Origin of the sequence: Burkholderia lata (assembly GCF_000012945.1) — a bacterium.
In the GTDB taxonomy this organism is placed as follows: domain Bacteria; phylum Pseudomonadota; class Gammaproteobacteria; order Burkholderiales; family Burkholderiaceae; genus Burkholderia; species Burkholderia lata.
Genome location: NC_007510.1, coordinates 3,171,909 through 3,191,015, shown reverse-complemented (window position 1 = coordinate 3,191,015; position 19,107 = coordinate 3,171,909). Strand labels below are relative to the sequence as shown.

Below are 19,107 nucleotides of genomic sequence, written 5' to 3'. Positions count from 1 at the left end.
TGTCCGCACGTTCGTGCGGAAAAGCCGCTCCGGTCCCGCCGGAATCGCGCAAAATAGCGGCTCGGTTAGACACCGGTTTCTAATAATTTCCTTGTTTCGCGAGCGGCTGCACTCAATAATAGTACGGCCGTTCGATTTTATTCGAACCCCCGAACGGTTACAGAAATAGCTATGCGAAAAGGCGAACAGACGCGTGCCGCGATACTTGAAGCTGCTTTGGACCTCGCCAGCCGGGACGGGCTGGAGGGGCTGACGATCGGCCTGCTGGCCGAGCGCATGCAGATGAGCAAGAGCGGTGTGTTCGCGCACTTCGGATCGCGTGAGGACCTGCAGGTCGAGGTCGTCCGCGAGTATCACCATCGTTTCGAAAACGAGGTGTTCTTTCCGAGCCTGCGCGAGCCGCGAGGCTTGCCGCGCCTTCGGGCGATGCTGGCCCGCTGGACGGAGAAGCGCATCCAGGAGGTAACGACCGGATGCATCTACATCAGCGGTGCCGTCGAGTACGACGACCGGCCTGACAGCCCCGTGCGCGAGCAGTTGATCGCAAGCGTGACGGCCTGGCGTGCCGCGATGCTGCGTGCCATTTCGCAGGCGAAGGAAGAAGGCCATCTGCGTGCGGATACCGATCCGGACCTGATGCTCTTCGAGTTGTACAGCTTCACGCTCGGCCTGCATCACGACGCGCGCTTCCTGCATTCGCCGGACGCCGTGCGCCTCACGTGGGCCGCGCTGGAAAAGACGATTGTTTCGTATCAGAGCGAGAGCCGTTAGCGGAGCGTGATCCGCCCGCCAGGAGCTCGAGCCGTTTTGCCCACCTTTGGAGAGAGTCATGGGACAGTACGCCGCGCCGCTGCGCGACATGCAATTCGTGTTGCACGAGCTTCTGAACGTCGAAGCCGAAGTCAAGCAAATGCCCAAGCATGCGGACCTCGACGCCGACACGATCAACCAGGTCCTCGAGGAAGCGGGCAAGTTCTGCTCCGAGGTACTGTTCCCGCTGAACCAGGTCGGCGACCGCGAAGGCTGCACGTATGAAGGCGACGGCGTCGTGAAGACCCCGACCGGCTTCAAGGAGGCCTACCAGCAGTACGTCGAGGCCGGCTGGCCGGCGCTCGGCTGCGATCCGGACTACGGCGGCCAGGGCCTGCCCGCGTTCGTGAACAACGCGCTCTACGAAATGATGAACTCGGCGAACCAGGCATGGACGATGTATCCGGGCCTGTCGCACGGCGCCTACGAGTGCCTGCACGCGCACGGCGCGCCGGAACTGCAGAAAGCCTACCTGCCGAAGCTCGTGACGGGCGAATGGACGGGCACGATGTGCCTGACCGAACCGCACTGTGGCACCGACCTCGGCATCCTGCGCACCAAGGCCGAACCGAACGGCGACGGCTCGTACTCGATCAGCGGCACGAAGATCTTCATCTCGAGCGGCGAGCACGACATGGCCGAGAACATCATCCACCTCGTGCTCGCGCGCCTGCCGGACGCGCCGCAAGGCACGAAGGGGATCTCGCTGTTCATCGTGCCGAAGTTCATTCCGGATGCGGCTGGCGCGCCGGGCGAGCGCAACGGCATCAAGTGCGGCTCGATCGAGCACAAGATGGGCATCCACGGCAACTCGACCTGCGTGATGAACCTCGACAACGCGAAGGGCTGGATGGTCGGCGAGCCGAACAAGGGCCTCAACGCGATGTTCGTGATGATGAACGCGGCCCGCCTCGGCGTCGGTGCGCAAGGCCTCGGCCTCACGGAAGTCGCGTACCAGAACTCGCTGACGTATGCGAAGGAGCGCCTGCAGATGCGCTCGCTGACGGGCCCGAAGGCACCGGACAAACCGGCCGACCCGATCATCGTGCACCCGGACGTGCGCCGCATGCTGCTCACGCAGAAGGCCTACGCGGAAGGCGCGCGCGCGTTCACGTACTGGTCCGCGCTGCAGATCGACAAGGAACTGTCGCACGCCGATGAAGCGGTGCGCAAGGAAGCGGCCGACCTCGTCGCGCTGCTCACGCCGATCATCAAGGCGTTCCTGACCGACAACGCGTTCGAGTGCACGAACCACGCGATGCAGATCTACGGCGGCCACGGCTTCATCTCCGAATGGGGCATGGAGCAGTACGTGCGCGACGCGCGGATCAACATGATCTACGAAGGCACGAACTCGATCCAGTCGCTCGACCTGCTGGGCCGCAAGGTGCTCGGCGACATGGGTGCGAAGCTGAAGAAGTTCGGCAAGCTCGTCACGGAATTCGCGGAAGCCGAAGGCGTGAAGCCGGAAATGGCCGAGTTCATCAACCCGCTCGCCGACATCGGCGACAAGGTGCAGAAGCTGACGATGGAAATCGGCATGAAGGCGATGCAGAACCCGGACGAAGTCGGCGCTGCGGCCGTGCCGTACCTGCGTACCGTCGGTCACCTGGTGTTCTCGTACTTCTGGGCGCGCATGGCGCGCCTCGCACTCGACAACGAAGCGTCGGGCGATCCGTTCTACAAGTCGAAGCTCGCGACGGCACGCTTCTACTTCGCGCGCCTGCTGCCCGAGACGGCGTCGACGATCCGCGCCGCACGCGCCGGTTCGAAGACGATGATGGAAGTCGACGAATCGCTGTTCTGATGCGAGTCCGGGCGGGGCGCGATGCGCGCCGCCCGAACGCAACGGTTCCTGGTACTCACTTCTCCGTGCAGCCCACACCTCCCGCGCTGCACGACACTATCCGGAGACATCCCGTGAGCAATTTCCTGATTCGCAAGGTCGCCGTGCTGGGCGCCGGCGTGATGGGCGCGCAGATCGCCGCGCACCTCATCAACGCGCGCGTGCCCGTGCTGCTGTTCGACCTGCCGGCCAAGGAAGGTCCGAAAAACGCGATCGCGCTGAAGGCGATCGAGAGCCTGAAGAAGCTGTCGCCCGCGCCGTTCGGCGTGAAGGACGACGCCAAGTACCTCGAAGCAGCGAACTACGAAGACGACATCGCGAAACTCGCCGAGTGCGACGTCGTGATCGAAGCGATCGCCGAGCGGATGGACTGGAAGCACGACCTGTACAAGAAGGTCGCGCCGCACATCGCGCCGAATGCGATCTTCGCGACCAACACGTCGGGCCTGTCGATCACGAAGCTGTCCGAAGGTTTCTCGGACGAGCTGAAGTCGCGCTTCTGCGGCGTGCACTTCTTCAACCCGCCGCGCTACATGCACCTCGTCGAACTGATCCCGACCGCGCATACGCGTCCGGAGATCCTCGACCAGCTCGAGACGTTCCTGACGAGCATCGTCGGCAAGGGTGTCGTGCGCGCGAAGGACACGCCGAACTTCATCGCGAACCGCGTCGGCATCTTCTCGATCCTGGCCGTGATCACCGAAGCCGCCAAGTTCGGCCTGCGCTTCGACGAAGTCGACGACCTGACGGGCAGCCGCCTCGGCCGCGCGAAGTCGGCGACGTTCCGCACCGCGGACGTGGTCGGCCTCGACACGATGGCGCACGTGATCAAGACGATGCAGGACAACCTCGCCGACGATCCGTTCTTCCCGGTCTACCAGACGCCTGCCGTGCTCGCCGAACTGGTGAAGCAGGGCGCGCTCGGCCAGAAGACGGGCGGCGGTTTCTACAAGAAGGAAGGCAAGGCGATCAAGGTGCTCGACGCGAAGACGGGCACCTACGTGGATTCGGGCGCGAAGGCGGACGAAACCGTCGGTCGCATCCTGAAGCGCCCGCCGGCGGAACGCCTGAAGCTGCTGCGTGAAACGGACCATCCGCACGCGCAGTTCCTGTGGTCGATCTTCCGCGACGTGTTCCACTACATCGGCGTGCATCTCGAATCGATCGCCGACAACGCGCGCGACGTCGACCTCGCGATCCGCTGGGGTTTCGGCTGGAACGAAGGCCCGTTCGAAGGCTGGCAGGCCGCCGGCTGGAAGCAGGTCGCCGAGTGGGTGCAGGAAGACATCGCGGCCGGCAAGGCACTGGCAAACGTGCCGCTGCCGTCATGGGTGCTCGAGGGCGCGGTTGCAGAAAAGGGTGGCGTGCACACGGCCGAAGGCTCGTGGGCGCCGGCAGCGAAGCGCTTCGTACCGCGTTCGGACCTCGCGGTCTACGACAAGCAGGTATTCCGCGCGCCGCTGCTCGGTGAAGCCGGTGCCGATCCGAAGACGTACGGCAAGACGCTGTTCGAGACCGACGCCGTGCGTGCATGGGTCGACGACCGCGCGGGCGAAGACGACGTCGTGATCGTGTCGTTCAAGTCGAAGATGAACACGATCGGACCGAGCGTGATCGACGGCCTCGTGCAGGCAATCGAACTCGCGGAGAAGGACTACAAGGGCGTGGTGATCTGGCAGCCGACGTCGCTGAAGCTCGGCACGCCGGGCGGCCCGTTCTCGGCCGGCGCGAACCTCGAAGAGGCGATGCCCGCGTTCATGATGGGCGGCGCGAAGGGCATCGAGCCGTTCGTGAAGAAGTTCCAGGAAGGCATGCTGCGCGTGAAGTACGCGAACGTGCCGGTCGTCGCGGCCGTGTCGGGCATCGCGCTCGGCGGCGGGTGCGAGCTGATGCTGCACAGCGCGAAGCGCGTCGTGCACGTCGAGAGCTACATCGGTCTCGTCGAAGTGGGTGTCGGCCTCGTGCCGGCGGGCGGCGGCCTGAAGGAAGCGGCGCTGCGCGCAGCGGATGCCGCAACGGCTGCGAACGCGACCACCGACATCCTGAAGTTCGTCACGAAGTCGTTCGAGAACGCGGCGATGGCGAAGGTGTCGGCGTCCGCGCACGATGCGCGTGCGATGGGCTACGTGAAGCCGTCCGACACGATCATCTTCAACGTATTCGAACTGCTCGACACCGCGAAGAAGGAAGCGCGTGCGCTGGCCGCAACCGGCTATCGCGCACCGCTGCGCGCGAAGGACGTGCCGGTCGCAGGCCGTTCGGCGATCGCGACGATCAAGGCATCGCTCGTCAACATGCGTGACGGCCGCTTCATCAGCGACCACGACTACCTGATCGCGAGCCGCATCGCCGAAGCCGTGTGCGGCGGCGACGTCGAAGCCGGCAGCCTGGTCGACGAGCAGTGGCTGCTCGCGCTGGAGCGTCGTGCGTTCGTCGAGCTGCTCGGCACGCAGAAGACGCAGGAACGGATCATGGGCATGTTGCAGACCGGCAAGCCGGTGCGTAACTGAGCGAGCGGATAAGGCAAGGAGTCTCAAATGAGCAAACAATTGCAAGACGCATACATCGTCGCCGCCAGCCGCACGCCGATCGGCAAGGCCCCGCGCGGTGTCTTCAAGAACACGCGCCCGGACGAGCTGCTGGTCCACGCGCTGAAGTCGGCGGTGGCGCAGGTGCCGGGCTTCGACACGAAGCTGATCGAAGACGCGATCATCGGTTGCGCGATTCCGGAAGCCGAGCAGGGCCTGAACGTCGCGCGGATGGGTGCGCTGCTCGCAGGCCTGCCGCAGACGGTCGGCGGCGTGACGGTCAACCGCTTCTGCGCGTCGGGCATCACGGCGCTGGCCATGGCGGCCGACCGCATTCGCGTCGGCGAATCGGACGCGATCTTCGCGGGTGGTTGCGAATCGATGAGCATGGTGCCGATGATGGGCAACAAGCCGTCGATGTCGCCGCACATCTTCGATCGCAATGAAGACTTCGGCATCGCGTACGGGATGGGCCTGACGGCCGAGCGCGTCGCGGAGCAATGGAAGGTTAGCCGCGAAGACCAGGACGCGTTCTCGGTCGAGTCGCACCGCAAGGCGCTTGCCGCCCAGCAGGCTGGCGAGTTCAACGACGAGATCGCCGCGTACACGATCACCGAGCGTTTCCCGAACCTCGCGACGGGTGAAGTCGACGTGAAGACGCGCGAGATCGCGCTCGACGAAGGTCCGCGTGCGGATACGTCGATCGAAGGCCTCGCGAAGCTGCGCACGGTGTTCGCGAACAAGGGCTCGGTCACGGCCGGCAACAGCTCGCAGACGTCGGACGGCGCGGGCGCGCTGCTCGTCGTGTCGGAGAAGGTGCTCAAGGAATTCAACCTGACGCCGCTCGCGCGCTTCGTGAGCTTCGCGGTGCGTGGCGTGCCGCCGGAAATCATGGGCATCGGTCCGAAGGAAGCGATTCCGGCCGCGCTGAAGGCCGCCGGCCTGAAGCAGGACGATCTCGACTGGATCGAGCTGAACGAAGCGTTCGCCGCGCAATCGCTGGCGGTGATGCGCGATCTCGGCCTCGACCCGTCGAAGGTCAACCCGATGGGCGGCGCGATCGCACTCGGCCACCCGCTCGGCGCGACCGGCGCGATCCGCGCGGCGACCGTCGTGCACGGCCTGCGTCGCCGTAACCTGAAGTACGGGATGGTCACGATGTGCGTCGGCACCGGCATGGGCGCCGCAGGCATCATCGAACGCCTGTAAGCGGAGCGGGACAAGAGCGACGACGGTGCGCGGGCCACGAGCTCGCGCACCGTTTTTTCATTCCGATAGAGGAAAGTCAAAGGAGACGGTTGTGGCCGAAATTCAAGTGGAACGCGCCGATGGCGTGATGACGATCACGATCGCGCGCCCGGCGAAGAAGAACGCGCTGACGGCGGCGATGTACCAGACGATGGCCGACGCACTCGCCGAAGCGCAGGAAGACAAGGCGGTTCGCGTGGTCCTGCTGCGCGGTGGCGACGGCAACTTCACCGCGGGGAACGATCTCGAGGATTTCCTGAAGTCGCCGCCGAAGGACGACACCGCGCCGGTGTTCCAGTTTCTCGCGCGGATCAGCAGCGCGAGCAAGCCGATCGTGGCTGCGGTGCCGGGCCTGGCGATCGGCGTCGGCGTAACGATGCTGCTGCACTGCGACCTGGTCTACGCGGCCGACACCGCGACGTTCTCGCTGCCGTTCACGCAGCTCGGGCTGTGCCCGGAAGCTGCGTCGAGCGTGCTGCTGCCGCGTCTGGCCGGCCATCAGGTGGCGGCCGAGAAGCTGCTGCTCGGCGAGGCGTTCGACGCGCTGGAAGCGCACCGGATCGGCATCGTCAACCGCGTGCTGCCGGCGGCCGAGCTCGACGCGTTCGCGGCGAAGCAGGCGGCGAAGCTCGCGGCACTGCCGGCGGCATCGCTGCGCGTGACGAAGGCGCTGCTCAAGGATACGGGCGGTGTGGCGACGCAGGCGCGGATGGCCGAGGAAGCGGGCCACTTCGCCGCGATGCTGCGCGCACCGGAAGCGCGCGAGGCGATGACGGCGTTCTTCGAGAAGCGCAAGCCGGATTTCCGTCAGTTCGACTGACGGAGCGGGGCACGCCGGCGGCGGACCGCCGGCGCACTCCCGCGAGCGCGATCAGGCCGTGCCGTAGTCGACGTGGCCGGTTTCGCGGCAGAAGCTGACGAGCCGCAAGCCGGCCGCTTTCGCGATCTCGATCGCGAGCGACGACGGCGCGGAGATGGTTGCCACCAGCGGGATGCCGACCCGTGCGGCCTTGCGCACGAGCTCGTAGCTCGCGCGGCTAGACAGGAACACGAAGCCGTCGGTCGCGTCGGCGCGCGACAGCACGAGCGAGCCGATCAGCTTGTCGAGTGCGTTGTGGCGGCCAACATCTTCAAACGCCATCCGGATCGCGCCTGTTGCGTCGCACCACGCAGCCGCATGCAGGCCGCCCGTGAGCCGCGTGAGCGCCTGGTGGGCCGGCAGCGCCTGCGCGGCGCGCGTCAGCGCGTCGGGTGCGAGGCGCGCAAGAAAGCCCGTATCGGGCACGCGTTCGGGCGCGAGGTCGAGCAGGTCGATGCTTTCGATCCCGCATACGCCGCAGCCGGTGCGCCCCGCGAGCGCGCGGCGCCGATCCTTCAGCGCGGCGAACGCCTGCTGGACGACTTCCAGGTGGACTTCCGCGTGTGGCAGCGGCGCGTCGGCGTGCAGGATCACGTCGATGTCCTTGATGTCGCTGCCGCGCGCGACGATCCCTTCCGAGATCGCGAAACCGACCGCGAATGCTTCGAGGTCGCACGGCGTACACATCATCACCGCATGCGAGATGCCGTTGAAGACGAGCGCGACGGGCCATTCCTGGCCCACGTAGTCGTGGGCGGTTTCGACGGCGCCGCCGCGCGTGCGGCGCACGGACAGTTCGATCGCGCCGCGCGGTTCGTCGCGCATGTCACCGGATTCGGTCGGATTCACGAGCACTCCCGTTGATTCGGCGCGAGGCCGGCGGCAATCGTATCCGCCGCCCGCGCGCAGAGGTTCTAAAATACCTCAGGCAAGCCGGCCGCGCCGGTATCCGCCACGTCAGGTAACGATCATGGGACTCAGCGACGCTCCACTGCTATTCACCTTCGAACACGATTCATCGGAAAACTTCACGTACATCCCGATGATCGTGCGTTTCAATCTCGACCGTTTTGGTCTGCGGATTTCACTGGAGCAGTGGCAGTTGCTGCCGCTCGAGGACCGCAAGCTGCTCGCGCGCTTTCCGGCCGACGACGACACCGCGATCGAGCCCAACTTCGATCACGCGCTGTTCGAAATGCTGCGCACGCACGCGGATCTGGAACCATCGTGGTTCCAGCCGGACGAGCAGCCGACCTGGCGCGCCACCGACATCGTGCCGGAGTCGCTCGTACAGCAGAGCGCGCTGGCCGGGCTGATGGCGCCCGAGCTTGCGCAGTGGCAGCGGCTCGCGCCGTTCCAGCGCTACGTGCTGGTGAAGCTGTCGCGCAAGCCGAAGCTGAACCACGATTTCCTGCCCGCGATGCGGGAGTTCGGGCTGACGGCCACGCACTGAGCTGGCCGAAGGCAGGGGGAAGCGCCGCCGTGCGGCGCTCGCCCGTCAGAGCGGTGGCAGTTGCCGCGGCTTGCGGTCGGTGCCGGTCGCGACGTAGGTGAGCGTCGCTTCGGTGACCTTTACGACTTCGCCCATCAGGCGCATGCGCTGCGCGTACACCTCGACGTCGACCGTGATCGACGTATTGCCGGTGCGCGTGATGGTCGCGTAGAAGCTCAGCAGATCGCCGACGAACACCGGCTGCTTGAACACGAACGAGTTGACCGCGACCGTCGCGACGCGACCGTTCGCGCGCTGGCTCGCGGGGATCGAGCCGGCGATGTCGACCTGCGACATGATCCAGCCGCCGAACACGTCGCCGTGGACGTTCGCGTCGTGCGGTTGCGGGACGACGCGCAGCGCGGGCTGCTTTTGCGGGAGTTCGAGGGTCGAATCGGTCATGACGGGGGCTTTCATCCTGTAATAAATACGCCGCCGCGCGCATGCCGGCCGGCGAGGGCGCCGGCAGCGGCGCGAAGCGGCTTCTGCGACAATACAACGTTCGCAAATTGTACGAGAAAGTGAGCGAGCCGGCCGCCGTCGCACGCGTCCGGCACCGCCGCCGATCCTTCCCCCCATGCGCCGATTTCCTGCTTCCGGTGAGCCCGCGCCGGCTTCAACCGGGCCCCGCAACGACTGGCAGACCATCCGGTCGCTGCTGCCGTACCTGACCACCTACAAATGGCGCGTCGCGCTCGCCCTCGGCTGCCTGATCGGCGCGAAGGTCGCGAACCTCGGCGTGCCGGTCGTGATGAAGCGCATCGTCGACCACCTGTCCTACGTCCAGCAGATCACCGCGATCGGCCGCGCCGAACAGTCGGCCGGCATCGTGCTTGCGGGCGGCGTGGGGCTGCTGGTCGTCGCGTATGCGCTCGTGCGGCTGTCCACTTCCCTGTTTACCGAGCTGCGCGAGATCCTGTTCTCGAAGGTCACCGAGAGCGCGGTGCGCCAGCTCGCGCTGCAGGTGTTCCGGCACCTGCACGGGCTGTCGCTGCGGTTTCACCTGGAGCGCCAGACCGGCGGCATGTCGCGCGACATCGAGCGCGGCACGCGCGGCATCCAGCAGTTGATTTCGTATTCGCTGTATAGCATCCTGCCGACGCTCGTCGAGGTCGGGCTCGTGCTCGGCTTCTTCGTGGTCAAGTACGAGGCCTATTACGCGTACGTGACGTTCGCGGCGCTGGTCACGTACATCGTGTTCACGGTGAAAGTCACCAACTGGCGCACGCATTTCCGTCGCACGATGAACGAGCTCGATTCGCGCGCGAATTCGCGGGCGATCGATTCGCTGATCAACTACGAGACGGTCAAGTATTTCGGCAACGAAGAGTGGGAAGCGCAGCGCTACGACGAGAACCTGAAGCGCTACCGGAAGGCCGCGATTCGCTCGCAGAATTCGCTGTCGGTGCTGAACTTCGGCCAGCAGGCGATCATCGGCACGGGGCTCGTGTTCATCCTGTGGCGCGCGACGCAGGGCGTGCTCGCGGGCAAGCTGACGCTCGGCGATCTGGTGCTGATCAACACGTTCATGCTGCAGCTGTACATCCCGCTGAACTTTCTCGGCGTCGTCTATCGCGAGCTGAAGCAGAGCCTCACCGACATGGACCGGATGTTCGGGCTGCTGTCGGCCGCGAAGGAAGTGGCCGACCTGCCCGATGCGCAGCCGCTCGCGGTGGCCGGCGCGCAGGTGCGCTTCGAGCACGTGAATTTTGCGTACGAGCCGGCGCGGCAGATCCTGCACGACGTGTCGTTCACGATCGACGCGGGCACGACGACCGCGGTGGTTGGCCACAGCGGCTCCGGGAAGTCGACGCTGTCGCGGCTGCTGTTCCGCTTCTACGATCTCGACCGGCAGGCGGGCGGTGCGATCCGGATCGACGGGCAGGATATCCGCGACGTCAGGCAGGACTCGCTGCGCGCGTCGATCGGGATCGTCCCGCAGGACACCGTGCTGTTCAACGACTCGATCTACTACAACATCGCGTACGGCCGGCCGACCGCGACTCGCGACGAGGTGATCGCGGCCGCACGCGCCGCGCACATCCACGATTTCATCGAAAGCCTGCCGAAGGGTTATGACACGCCGGTCGGCGAGCGCGGGCTGAAGCTGTCGGGCGGCGAGAAGCAGCGCGTCGCGATCGCGCGCACGCTGTTGAAGGATCCGCCGGTGCTGCTGTTCGACGAAGCGACGTCGGCGCTCGATTCGCGCTCGGAGCGCGCGATCCAGCACGAACTCGACCAGATCGCGCGGCATCGCACGACGCTCGTGATCGCGCACCGGCTGTCGACGGTCGTGCATGCGCAGCAGATCCTCGTGATGGACCACGGGCGGATCGTCGAGCGTGGCACGCACGACGAACTCGTGCGTGCCGACGGGTTGTATGCACAGATGTGGGCGCTGCAGCAGCAGCGTGCGGCGGCGGGCGGGGAAGAGGCGGAAGCCGCGTGAGCGGCGGTGCCGCGCACGGGGGCGCGCAGCGGGAAGGCGGCGTGCCTGATGCGCGGGAGTCGGGCGGGCAGGAGGGGCGGGCAGGCTCGGGGCCGGCTAACCTATTGATCAGCCAGGCCGACCCGGCCGGTTTGCCGGCCAACCCGCCCGTCAGCTCACCAGCCGTCTGATCGATCGGCCCGACGACCCGTCAGCCGGTCACTTCACGGCGCGCAGCCGCGCATCCAGCTCGCCGAGCTGCGCGGGCGTGCCGACGTTCTCCCAGATTCCTTCATACAGTTCGCCGCTCGCGCGGCCGGCCTCGATCGCCGCGCGATAGTACGGCGTCAGCGCGCGCCGCGTGCCGGGCGCGAGATCGCGGAACATCCGCGTGTCGTACAGGCCGATGTTGCCGAACGTGAAGCGCGCGGCGCCGTCGAGCGCAAGGCGGCCGTCGTCGCCGAGCGCGAAGTCGCCGGCCGGGTGGAACGGCGGGTTCGGCACCATCACGAGGTGCATCGCCGGTGCGTCGAGCGCGGCCATCCGGGCGGCGCGCGGTGCGAGCGACCGGTAGTCGAACGCGCAGTACACGTCGCCGCTGACCGCCGCGAACACGGCCGGCTGCCCGTCGTGCTCGAGCAGCGGCAACGCCTGTGCGATGCCGCCCGCGGTTTCCAGTGCCTCGCCCTCGGCCGAATACACGAGCCGCACGCCCCAGCGCGAGCCGTCGCCGAGCGCAGCCTCGATCTGCTCGCCGAGCCACGCGTGGTTGATCACGATCGTCTCGATGCCCGCGCGGGCGAGCGCTTCGATCTGCCACACGATCAGCGGCTTGCCGCCCGCTTCGAGCAGCGGCTTCGGGCGGGTGTCGGTGAGCGGGCGCATCCGTTCGCCGCGCCCGGCGGCGAAGATCATCGCCGTGGTCAGGGTGGTGCTCATGTTCGGCCGGGTGTCAGGAGAGTCGGAGCGATCAGAAGGTGTAGCCCACGTCGGCCGGCGCGCTGCCCTCGAGCTCGTCGAGCAGCTTCGCGAACGGCACGAGCGGGCGGTAGCGCAGCGCGACCTTGCGCGCATAGGCGATGAAGCGCGGCAGGTCGTTCAGGTAGTGCGGCTTGCCGTCGCGGTAATTGATCCGCGCGAACAGGCCGAGCACCTTGATGTGGCGCTGCAGCCCTATCCATTCGAGCTGGCGGTAGAACTCGCCGAAATCGGGGTCGACCGGCAGGCCGGCCTTTTTCGCCTTTTCCCAGTAGTACGCGAAGCAGTCGAGCTCGAACTCCTCGTCCCAGCTGATGAAGGCATCGCGCAGCAGCGACACGACGTCGTACGTCAGCGGCCCGTAGACGGCGTCCTGGAAGTCGAGGATGCCCGGGTTCGGCTCGCACACCATCAGGTTGCGCGGCATGAAATCGCGCAGCATGAAACCCTGCGGCTGCGCGTGCGCGCTGGCGACCAGCAGCGCGAAGGTGCGGTCGAGCGTGCCGCGCATCGCGTCGGTGACGGGCTTGCCGAGGTGGCGGCCGACGAACCATTCGGGCATCAGCTCCATCTCGCGGCGCAGGAATGCCTCGTCGAACGGCGGCAGCACGTCGGGCGCCGACGTGAGCTGGAAGCGGATCAGTGCGTCGAGCGCCGCGCGCATCAGCGGCTTCGCGGCGGCCGGGTCGGCCGGATCGAGCACCGAGATGTACGACGTGCGGCCGAGATCGGTCACGAGCATGAAACCTGCATCGAAATCGTGGGCCAGCACGTCCGGCACGTGGTCGCCGGCCGCGGCGAGCAGTTGCGCGACCTGGACGAATTCGCGGCACTTCTCGGGCGGCGGCGCGTCGACGGCGATCAGCGTGCCGCCGGCGCTCGTGGCCGATGCGACACGGAAATAGCGGCGGAAACTGGCGTCCGACGATGCGGGCGCGAGGGTCGACAGGTCGAGCGCATAGCGTTCGGCGAGCGGGTGCAGCCACGCGGTGAGCGCTTCGAGGCGGGTGTCGGGCTGGGATGCGGCGGATGGGGGCGTCATGAAACTCGGAGGAGGGGGGAACGTCTTGCCATATAATACCCCACGACTTTTTTGACGCGCCCCGCGTCAGCTTTCCGCCGTGCAGGCCCGCCGCCTGTCGCGCCGTCACCCGAACGCCTCCCCGGTTTGCGCTCAGCCGCAGTCGCGGTGCGACGGTGCGGCCCGCCGCGCGCGAATGTGCCGCGACGGCGCGGTTGACAAGGGGCGATTCGCCAAACGATAGATGCCGCCCAAACCGCTATTCCCGAATGTTTTCCCCGGTGACGGGGCGCCGCGCAAACGGCGGCTCGCGCTCGCGCTCCTGGCCGTGCCTGGCCTCGTGCCGGCCGTGTCGTACGCGCAGCTGTCGGGCGCGGCCGCGCAGCCGCAGCCGCTCGACTCGCCGTGGGATCTGCGTCTCGCGCCCCAGCTCGAGGATCGCCCGCTGAAGGACGGCGCGAAGCCCGCCGCCTTCGTGATCGCCGACCACACGAGCGGCACGGCCGAGCAGGATCTTGCCGCGAAGGGTTCGGCCGAACTGCGGCGCGGTGACGTGGTCGTGAAGGCCGACGCGATCCACTACGATCAGGATACCGACATGGCCGATGCGTACGGCCAGGTCAGGATCAACAATTCCGGCACGTCGTTCGCGGGCCCCGAGGCGCACCTGAAGATCGAGGCGAACCAGGGCTTCATGACGGCGCCGAAGTATCACTTCAACATGACGGGCGGGTCGGGCAGCGCGGAACGCGTCGACATGGTCGACAACGAGCGCTCGGTGTTCGTCAACGGCACCTACACCGCGTGCCAGTGCTCGACGAACCCCGCGTGGTACATCAAGGGCAGCCGCTTCGACTTCGATACGGGCGCCGACGAAGGCACCGCGCGTAACGGCGTGCTGTTCTTCCAGGGCGTGCCGATCTTCGCGAGCCCGTGGATGACGTTCCCGCTGTCGGGCGAGCGGCGCAGCGGCCTGCTGCCGCCGACGTTCGCGATGAACTCGAGCAACGGCTTCGAACTGTCGCTGCCGTACTACTTCAACATCGCGCCGAACCGCGACCTGACGCTCACGCCACGCATCATCTCGCGGCGCGGCGTGATGACCGAGGCGACGTTCCGCTACCTGTCGCCGTCGTATTCGGGCACGTTTACGGCGAATTACCTGCCGGATGACCGGCTCGCGCACCGCAACCGTTACGCGATCTACTGGCAGCACCAGCAGAACTTCGGCGGCGGCTTCGGCGGCTACGTCTACTACAACAAGGTCTCGGACACTACGTATCCGGAAGACCTCGGGTCGACGAACCAGTTCGTCAACGGGACGCAGACGCTGTACCAGCAGGAAGCAGGCCTCACGTACAACAACGGCCCGTGGTCGGTGCTCGCGCGCTACCAGCACTGGCAGACGCTGCCGCCGTCGATCGCGCCTTACAGCCGCGAGCCGCAGTTGAACGTGAAGTACACGAAGTACAACGTCGGCGGCTTCGACTTCGGCGCGGAAGCCGACTATTCGCGGTTCCGCATCACGACGGCCGATGCGACCGAAGGCGACCGGATCGTCTTCAATCCGTATATCGCATACGGCGTGTACGGCCCCGGCTATTTCGTCGTGCCGAAGGTCCAGTACCACTTCGCGTCGTACGACCTGAACTACCTGTCGTCGACCACGCCGAACAGCCCGAAGCGCTTCACCGAGTCGATCCCGACCGTGAGCTTCGATACGGGGCTGATCTTCGACCGCTCGGTGCGCCTGTTCGGCCAGGACTTCATCCAGACCCTCGAGCCGCGCCTGTACTACGTGTACACGCCGTATCGCGACCAGTCGAACGCCCCGCTGTTCGACTCCGCGGAATCGGACTTCGGCCTCGCGGAGATCTACCAGCCGAACACGTTCGTCGGCAACGACCGGATCGCCGATGCGAACCGGATCACGGCCGGCCTGACGTCGCGCTTCATCGATCCGCGCACCGGCGACGAGCGTGCGCGCTTCGTGATCGCGCAGCAGTACTACTTCGCCGATCAGCGCGTCACGCTGAATTCCGGGCAGTCCGCCGTGCAGGCGCGCCACTCGGACCTGATCGTCGGCGCCGCGCTGAAGCTCGGCTCGGGCTTCATGTCGGAGACGGCGTTCCAGTACAACCAGAACAACAACCAGCTCGTGAAGTCGAGCGTCGGTTTCGGCTACAGCCCGGGCGAGCGCCGCGTGATCAACGTCGGCTACCGCTACACGCGATCGAACACCACGCTCGACAACCAGCCGATCAACCAGTTCCTGATCTCCGCGCAATGGCCGCTCACGCGCCGCCTGTATGCGATCGGCCGCTTCAACTACGACCTCGCGGGCGATCGCGTAGTCGACGGTCTGGTCGGCTTACAATACGACGCGGACTGCTGGGCGCTCGGGGTCGGGGTGCAACGGGCAGCGAACGGCATCAATTCGTCGGGACAGCAGAACTCGTCGACGCGAGTCATGATGCAGCTGACGCTCAAGGGCCTGTCGACCGTCGATAACGGCCTCGTGTCCGCATTCCGCGCCGGGGTGCCGGGCTACACGCCGCTGCCGCCGCCGCCGCCGCCGATGTCCCGCTTCAGCAACTACGAGTAACGCCGGCTTGTCTGCACCGGTCAGCACGATTTCAATGGAGTTCCAGTGGCAATGAAGAAAACCCTTCGTTTCGCGGCAGTCGTGTCCAGCCTCGCTGCGGCCTCCGCGCTGCTCGCCGCCGCGCCGGCCGCGGCGCAGGCGCTCGGTTCGCAAGGTGCGCAGCTCGCCGACGAAGTCGTCGCGGTCGTCAACAACGACGTGATCACGGGCCGCGAACTTGACCAGCGTGCCGGCCTGATCGCGCGCCGGCTGCAGCAGCAGAATGCCCCCGTGCCGCCGACCGACCAGTTGCGCGCGCAGGTGCTGAACCAGATGGTGCTCGAACGTATCCAGGTGCAGAAGGCCAAGGACGACGGGATCCGCATCGACGACGCGACCGTGCAGTCCACGCTGCAGCGTCTCGCGCAGGCGAACGGCATGACGCTCGAGCAGTACCGCGGGCGTCTCGAGGCGCAAGGCGTGCCCTGGAGCGTCTTCACGAGCGACGCGCGCACCGAACTGATGCTGTCGAAGCTGCGCGAGCGCGAGGTCGACGGCAAGATCACCGTGTCGGACGCCGAAGTCGCGAACTACATCGCGAGCCAGCGCGGGCCGAACGCGTCGCAGCAGCAGGACCTGCGCTTCCAGCACATCTTCATCAAGGCGCCGACCAACGCGCCGCAGGCCGACATCGAAGCCGCGCAGAAGAAGGCTGACGCGTTGCTGCAGCAGGCGAAGTCGGGCGCCGATTTCGAGAAGCTCGCGAAGAACAATTCGGAAGCGAACGACGCGAAGAAGGGCGGTGACCTCGGCTTCAAGGCGCCGAGCGCGCTGCCGGCGGACGTCGTCGACGCCGCGTCGAAGCTGCGCCCGGGCCAGGTCAACCCGACGCTGATCCGCGTGCCGGACGGCTTCGAGATCGTGCGTCTCGTCGACCGCCGCCAGAGCCAGGGCGCGACTGCCGCCGCACCGAAGATCGTCCAGACGCACGTGCGCCACATCCTGCTGCGCGTGGGTGAGGGCAAGTCGGAAGGCCAGGCGCGCCAGCAACTGGCCGACATCCGCAACCAGGTCGAGGCCGGCGGCGATTTCGCGAAGTTCGCGCGCACCTACTCGCAGGACGGTTCGGCGTCGCAGGGCGGCGATCTCGGCTGGATCAGCCCGGGCGAGACCGTGCCGGAATTCGAGCGCGCGATGAACAACCTGCAGGACGGCCAGATCAGCCAGCCGATCCGTACCGAGTACGGTTACCACCTGATCCAGGTGCTGAGCCGCCGCGAAGCGGAAGGTTCGGTGCAGCAGCAGATGGATATCGCGCGTCAGGCGATCGGCCAGCGCAAGGCCGAGCAGGCGTATGCCGACTGGCTGCGCGAGCTGCGCGATTCGTCGTACGTGCAGTACAAGATCGGCGGCGTCGGTCCGGCGAACTGAGCGAGTTTCAGATGACCACGCCCGCGCTGCAGATCGCGATCACGACTGGCGAACCCGCGGGGGTCGGCCCGGAGCTGACCGTGCAGGCGCTGCGTGATGCCGCGCAGCGCTGGCCCGACGCACATTTCACCGTGCTCGGCGATGCGGCGCTGCTCGACGCGCGCGCGGCGGCCGTCGGCGCCGACCGGGCCACGCTGGCCGGCAGCGGGCCGGTGTCGGTCGCGCATCACGCGCTCGCCGTGCCTGTGCAGGCGGGCCGGCTGGACGCTGCGAACGGCCCGTACGTGCTCGGGTTGCTCGACGCGGCGATCGACGGCGCACTGGCAGGCCGGTACGACGCGATCGTCACCGCGCCGCTGCAAAAGAGCACGATCAACGATGCGGGCGTGCCGTTCACCGGCCATACCGAATACCTGGCGGAGCGCACGCATACGCCGCGTGTCGTGATGATGCTGGCCGGTACCGGCCACCAGCCGCTGCGCGTCGCGCTCGCGACCACGCACCTGCCATTGAAGGACGTGTCGGCCGCACTCACGATCGACGGGCTCGTCGAGACGCTTGCGATCATCGATCGCGATCTGCGGCGCGACTTCGGCCTGGCCGCACCGCGCATCCTCGTGACGGGCCTGAACCCGCACGCGGGCGAGAACGGTTATCTCGGCCGCGAGGAGATCGACGTGATCTCGCCGGCGCTGGCCCGCGCGAATGCGCAGGGCATCGACGCGCGCGGCCCGTATCCGGCCGACACGCTGTTCCAGCCGCGCCATCTCGCCGATGCCGATTGCGTGCTCGCGATGTTCCATGACCAGGGGCTGCCCGTGCTGAAGTATGCGACGTTCGGCGAGGGCATCAACGTGACGCTCGGGCTGCCGATCATCCGGACGTCGGTCGATCACGGCACGGCGCTCGATCTGGCCGGCACGGGCCGCGCGGATCCGGGCAGCATGATCGCCGCGCTCGACACGGCCGTCACGATGGCGCGCCATCGCCGCACGGCCTGACGCGGCCCGGCTTTACCTCTTTCGTCGTATTTTTCGTTTTACTCAGTCGATGTCGAACAGCAGACAGCACCAAGGCCATTTCGCGCGCAAGCGCTTCGGGCAGAACTTCCTCGTCGATCACGGCGTGATCGACTCGATCGTCTCGACGATCGGCCCCGCGCGCGGCCAGCGCATGGTCGAGATCGGCCCCGGGCTCGGCGCACTGACCGAGCCGCTGATCGAGCGCCTCGCGACGCCCGAGTCGCCGCTGCATGCGGTCGAGCTCGACCGCGACCTGATCGGGCGCCTGCAGCAACGCTTCGGCGCGCTGCTCGAACTGCACGCGGGCGACGCGCTCGCGTTCGACTTCCGGTCGCTCGCGGCGCCCGGCGACAAGCCGTCGCTGCGGATCGTCGGCAACCTGCCGTACAACATTTCCAGCCCGCTGCTGTTTCACCTGATGACGTTCGCCGATGCGGTCATCGACCAGCACTTCATGCTGCAGAACGAAGTCGTCGAACGGATGGTCGCGGAGCCGGGCACGAAGGCGTTTTCGCGGCTGTCGGTGATGCTGCAGTACCGCTACGTGATGGAGAAGATGCTCGACGTGCCGCCGGAATCGTTCCAGCCGCCGCCGAAGGTCGATTCGGCGATCGTCCGGATGATTCCGTACGAGCCGCACGAACTGCCGGACGTCGATCCCGTGCTGCTCGGCGAAGTCGTCACCGCTGCGTTCTCGCAGCGCCGCAAGATGCTGCGCAATACGCTCGGCGACTATCGCGAGACGATTGATTTCGACGCGCTCGGCTTCGATCTCGCGCGCCGCGCGGAGGATGTGAGCGTGGCCGAATACGTCGGCGTCGCGCAGGCGCTCGCGGCGGTGCGCAAGGCCGGCTAAGGCG

15 protein-coding genes are annotated in these 19,107 nt (G+C 66.9%); 11 read left to right on the top strand and 4 right to left on the bottom strand.

Going from position 1 to position 19,107, the window contains the following annotated elements; all coding sequences use genetic code 11:
• Positions 1-171 precede the first annotated feature (171 nt).
• From BCEP18194_RS20430 to BCEP18194_RS20410, 5 genes are all read left to right on the top strand, one after another.
• Positions 172-771 carry a TetR/AcrR family transcriptional regulator gene (locus BCEP18194_RS20430; RefSeq protein ID WP_006751498.1) on the top strand — a complete coding sequence of 200 codons (600 nt, stop codon included), beginning with the start codon at positions 172-174 and terminating at the stop codon, positions 769-771.
• A gap of 58 nt (positions 772-829) precedes the next feature.
• The gene (locus tag BCEP18194_RS20425; RefSeq protein WP_041492956.1) at positions 830-2,617 is read left to right on the top strand and encodes an acyl-CoA dehydrogenase C-terminal domain-containing protein; all 1,788 of its coding nucleotides are present in this window, start codon (positions 830-832) and stop codon (positions 2,615-2,617) included.
• Positions 2,618-2,730: 113 nt separating this feature from the next.
• Entirely contained in the window at positions 2,731-5,166 is a 2,436-nt protein-coding gene (locus BCEP18194_RS20420) for a 3-hydroxyacyl-CoA dehydrogenase/enoyl-CoA hydratase family protein (RefSeq protein ID WP_041492955.1), read from the top strand.
• Between the two features lie 27 nt (positions 5,167-5,193).
• A complete protein-coding gene (locus BCEP18194_RS20415; RefSeq protein WP_011353151.1) occupies positions 5,194-6,393 on the top strand; it encodes an acetyl-CoA C-acyltransferase in 1,200 nt (399 codons plus the stop codon).
• A gap of 91 nt (positions 6,394-6,484) precedes the next feature.
• Positions 6,485-7,252, top strand: coding sequence for an enoyl-CoA hydratase (locus BCEP18194_RS20410; protein ID WP_011353150.1), 768 nt, complete (start codon positions 6,485-6,487; stop codon positions 7,250-7,252).
• Between the two features lie 51 nt (positions 7,253-7,303).
• On the opposite strand, the gene fdhD is transcribed toward BCEP18194_RS20410, so the two are convergent.
• Entirely contained in the window at positions 7,304-8,146 is an 843-nt protein-coding gene (fdhD, locus tag BCEP18194_RS20405) for a formate dehydrogenase accessory sulfurtransferase FdhD (protein ID WP_423752839.1), read from the bottom strand.
• A gap of 115 nt (positions 8,147-8,261) precedes the next feature.
• Here fdhD and BCEP18194_RS20400 point away from each other — a divergent pair, with 115 nt between their 5' ends.
• Complete coding sequence (locus BCEP18194_RS20400; protein WP_011353148.1) at positions 8,262-8,744, top strand: nitrate reductase associated protein; 483 nt, start codon at positions 8,262-8,264, stop codon at positions 8,742-8,744.
• 45 nt (positions 8,745-8,789) lie between these two features.
• Here BCEP18194_RS20400 and BCEP18194_RS20395 read toward each other — a convergent pair whose 3' ends face one another.
• Positions 8,790-9,185 (bottom strand): acyl-CoA thioesterase, encoded by a 396-nt coding sequence (locus BCEP18194_RS20395; RefSeq protein WP_041492954.1) that lies wholly within the window; start codon positions 9,183-9,185, stop codon positions 8,790-8,792.
• A gap of 175 nt (positions 9,186-9,360) precedes the next feature.
• Between BCEP18194_RS20395 and BCEP18194_RS20390 the strand changes: the two genes are divergently transcribed.
• Positions 9,361-11,232: an ABCB family ABC transporter ATP-binding protein/permease gene (locus tag BCEP18194_RS20390; RefSeq protein ID WP_011353146.1), complete on the top strand. Its 1,872-nt coding sequence runs from the start codon at positions 9,361-9,363 to the stop codon at positions 11,230-11,232.
• Between the two features lie 198 nt (positions 11,233-11,430).
• On the opposite strand, the gene murU is transcribed toward BCEP18194_RS20390, so the two are convergent.
• Positions 11,431-12,150, bottom strand: a complete 720-nt coding sequence (gene murU / locus BCEP18194_RS20385; RefSeq protein WP_011353145.1) for an N-acetylmuramate alpha-1-phosphate uridylyltransferase MurU — start codon at positions 12,148-12,150, stop codon at positions 11,431-11,433.
• 31 nt (positions 12,151-12,181) lie between these two features.
• The gene (locus tag BCEP18194_RS20380; protein ID WP_011353144.1) at positions 12,182-13,231 is read right to left on the bottom strand and encodes an aminoglycoside phosphotransferase family protein; all 1,050 of its coding nucleotides are present in this window, start codon (positions 13,229-13,231) and stop codon (positions 12,182-12,184) included.
• A 223-nt stretch (positions 13,232-13,454) separates the two neighbouring features.
• Between BCEP18194_RS20380 and BCEP18194_RS20375 the strand changes: the two genes are divergently transcribed.
• Genes BCEP18194_RS20375 through rsmA form a run of 4 tightly spaced genes read left to right on the top strand, consistent with a single transcriptional unit; the run spans position 13,455 to position 19,103 of the window.
• Positions 13,455-15,815 carry an LPS-assembly protein LptD gene (locus BCEP18194_RS20375; RefSeq protein ID WP_011353143.1) on the top strand — a complete coding sequence of 787 codons (2,361 nt, stop codon included), beginning with the start codon at positions 13,455-13,457 and terminating at the stop codon, positions 15,813-15,815.
• Between the two features lie 51 nt (positions 15,816-15,866).
• Positions 15,867-17,225, top strand: coding sequence for a peptidylprolyl isomerase (locus tag BCEP18194_RS20370; RefSeq protein ID WP_011353142.1), 1,359 nt, complete (start codon positions 15,867-15,869; stop codon positions 17,223-17,225).
• A gap of 11 nt (positions 17,226-17,236) precedes the next feature.
• Positions 17,237-18,226 carry a 4-hydroxythreonine-4-phosphate dehydrogenase PdxA gene (gene pdxA, locus BCEP18194_RS20365; RefSeq protein WP_011353141.1) on the top strand — a complete coding sequence of 330 codons (990 nt, stop codon included), beginning with the start codon at positions 17,237-17,239 and terminating at the stop codon, positions 18,224-18,226.
• Positions 18,227-18,275: 49 nt separating this feature from the next.
• The gene (gene rsmA / locus BCEP18194_RS20360; protein ID WP_011353140.1) at positions 18,276-19,103 is read left to right on the top strand and encodes a 16S rRNA (adenine(1518)-N(6)/adenine(1519)-N(6))-dimethyltransferase RsmA; all 828 of its coding nucleotides are present in this window, start codon (positions 18,276-18,278) and stop codon (positions 19,101-19,103) included.
• The last annotated feature ends 4 nt before the right edge of the window (positions 19,104-19,107 follow it).

What these genes read in the sequence shown, in the direction of transcription:
- BCEP18194_RS20425 (WP_041492956.1), top strand. Translation starts at nt 830, where the DNA reads ATGGGACAGTACGCCGCGCCGCTGCGCGACATGCAATTCGTGTTGCAC.
- pdxA (WP_011353141.1), top strand. Translation starts at nt 17,237, where the DNA reads ATGACCACGCCCGCGCTGCAGATCGCGATCACGACTGGCGAACCCGCG.
- BCEP18194_RS20400 (WP_011353148.1), top strand. Translation starts at nt 8,262, where the DNA reads ATGGGACTCAGCGACGCTCCACTGCTATTCACCTTCGAACACGATTCA.
- BCEP18194_RS20415 (WP_011353151.1), top strand. Translation starts at nt 5,194, where the DNA reads ATGAGCAAACAATTGCAAGACGCATACATCGTCGCCGCCAGCCGCACG.
- BCEP18194_RS20390 (WP_011353146.1), top strand. Translation starts at nt 9,361, where the DNA reads ATGCGCCGATTTCCTGCTTCCGGTGAGCCCGCGCCGGCTTCAACCGGG.
- murU (WP_011353145.1), bottom strand. Translation starts at nt 12,150, where the DNA reads ATGAGCACCACCCTGACCACGGCGATGATCTTCGCCGCCGGGCGCGGC.
- BCEP18194_RS20375 (WP_011353143.1), top strand. Translation starts at nt 13,455, where the DNA reads ATGCCGCCCAAACCGCTATTCCCGAATGTTTTCCCCGGTGACGGGGCG.
- BCEP18194_RS20395 (WP_041492954.1), bottom strand. Translation starts at nt 9,185, where the DNA reads ATGACCGATTCGACCCTCGAACTCCCGCAAAAGCAGCCCGCGCTGCGC.
- BCEP18194_RS20370 (WP_011353142.1), top strand. Translation starts at nt 15,867, where the DNA reads ATGAAGAAAACCCTTCGTTTCGCGGCAGTCGTGTCCAGCCTCGCTGCG.
- BCEP18194_RS20380 (WP_011353144.1), bottom strand. Translation starts at nt 13,231, where the DNA reads ATGACGCCCCCATCCGCCGCATCCCAGCCCGACACCCGCCTCGAAGCG.
- rsmA (WP_011353140.1), top strand. Translation starts at nt 18,276, where the DNA reads ATGTCGAACAGCAGACAGCACCAAGGCCATTTCGCGCGCAAGCGCTTC.
- BCEP18194_RS20430 (WP_006751498.1), top strand. Translation starts at nt 172, where the DNA reads ATGCGAAAAGGCGAACAGACGCGTGCCGCGATACTTGAAGCTGCTTTG.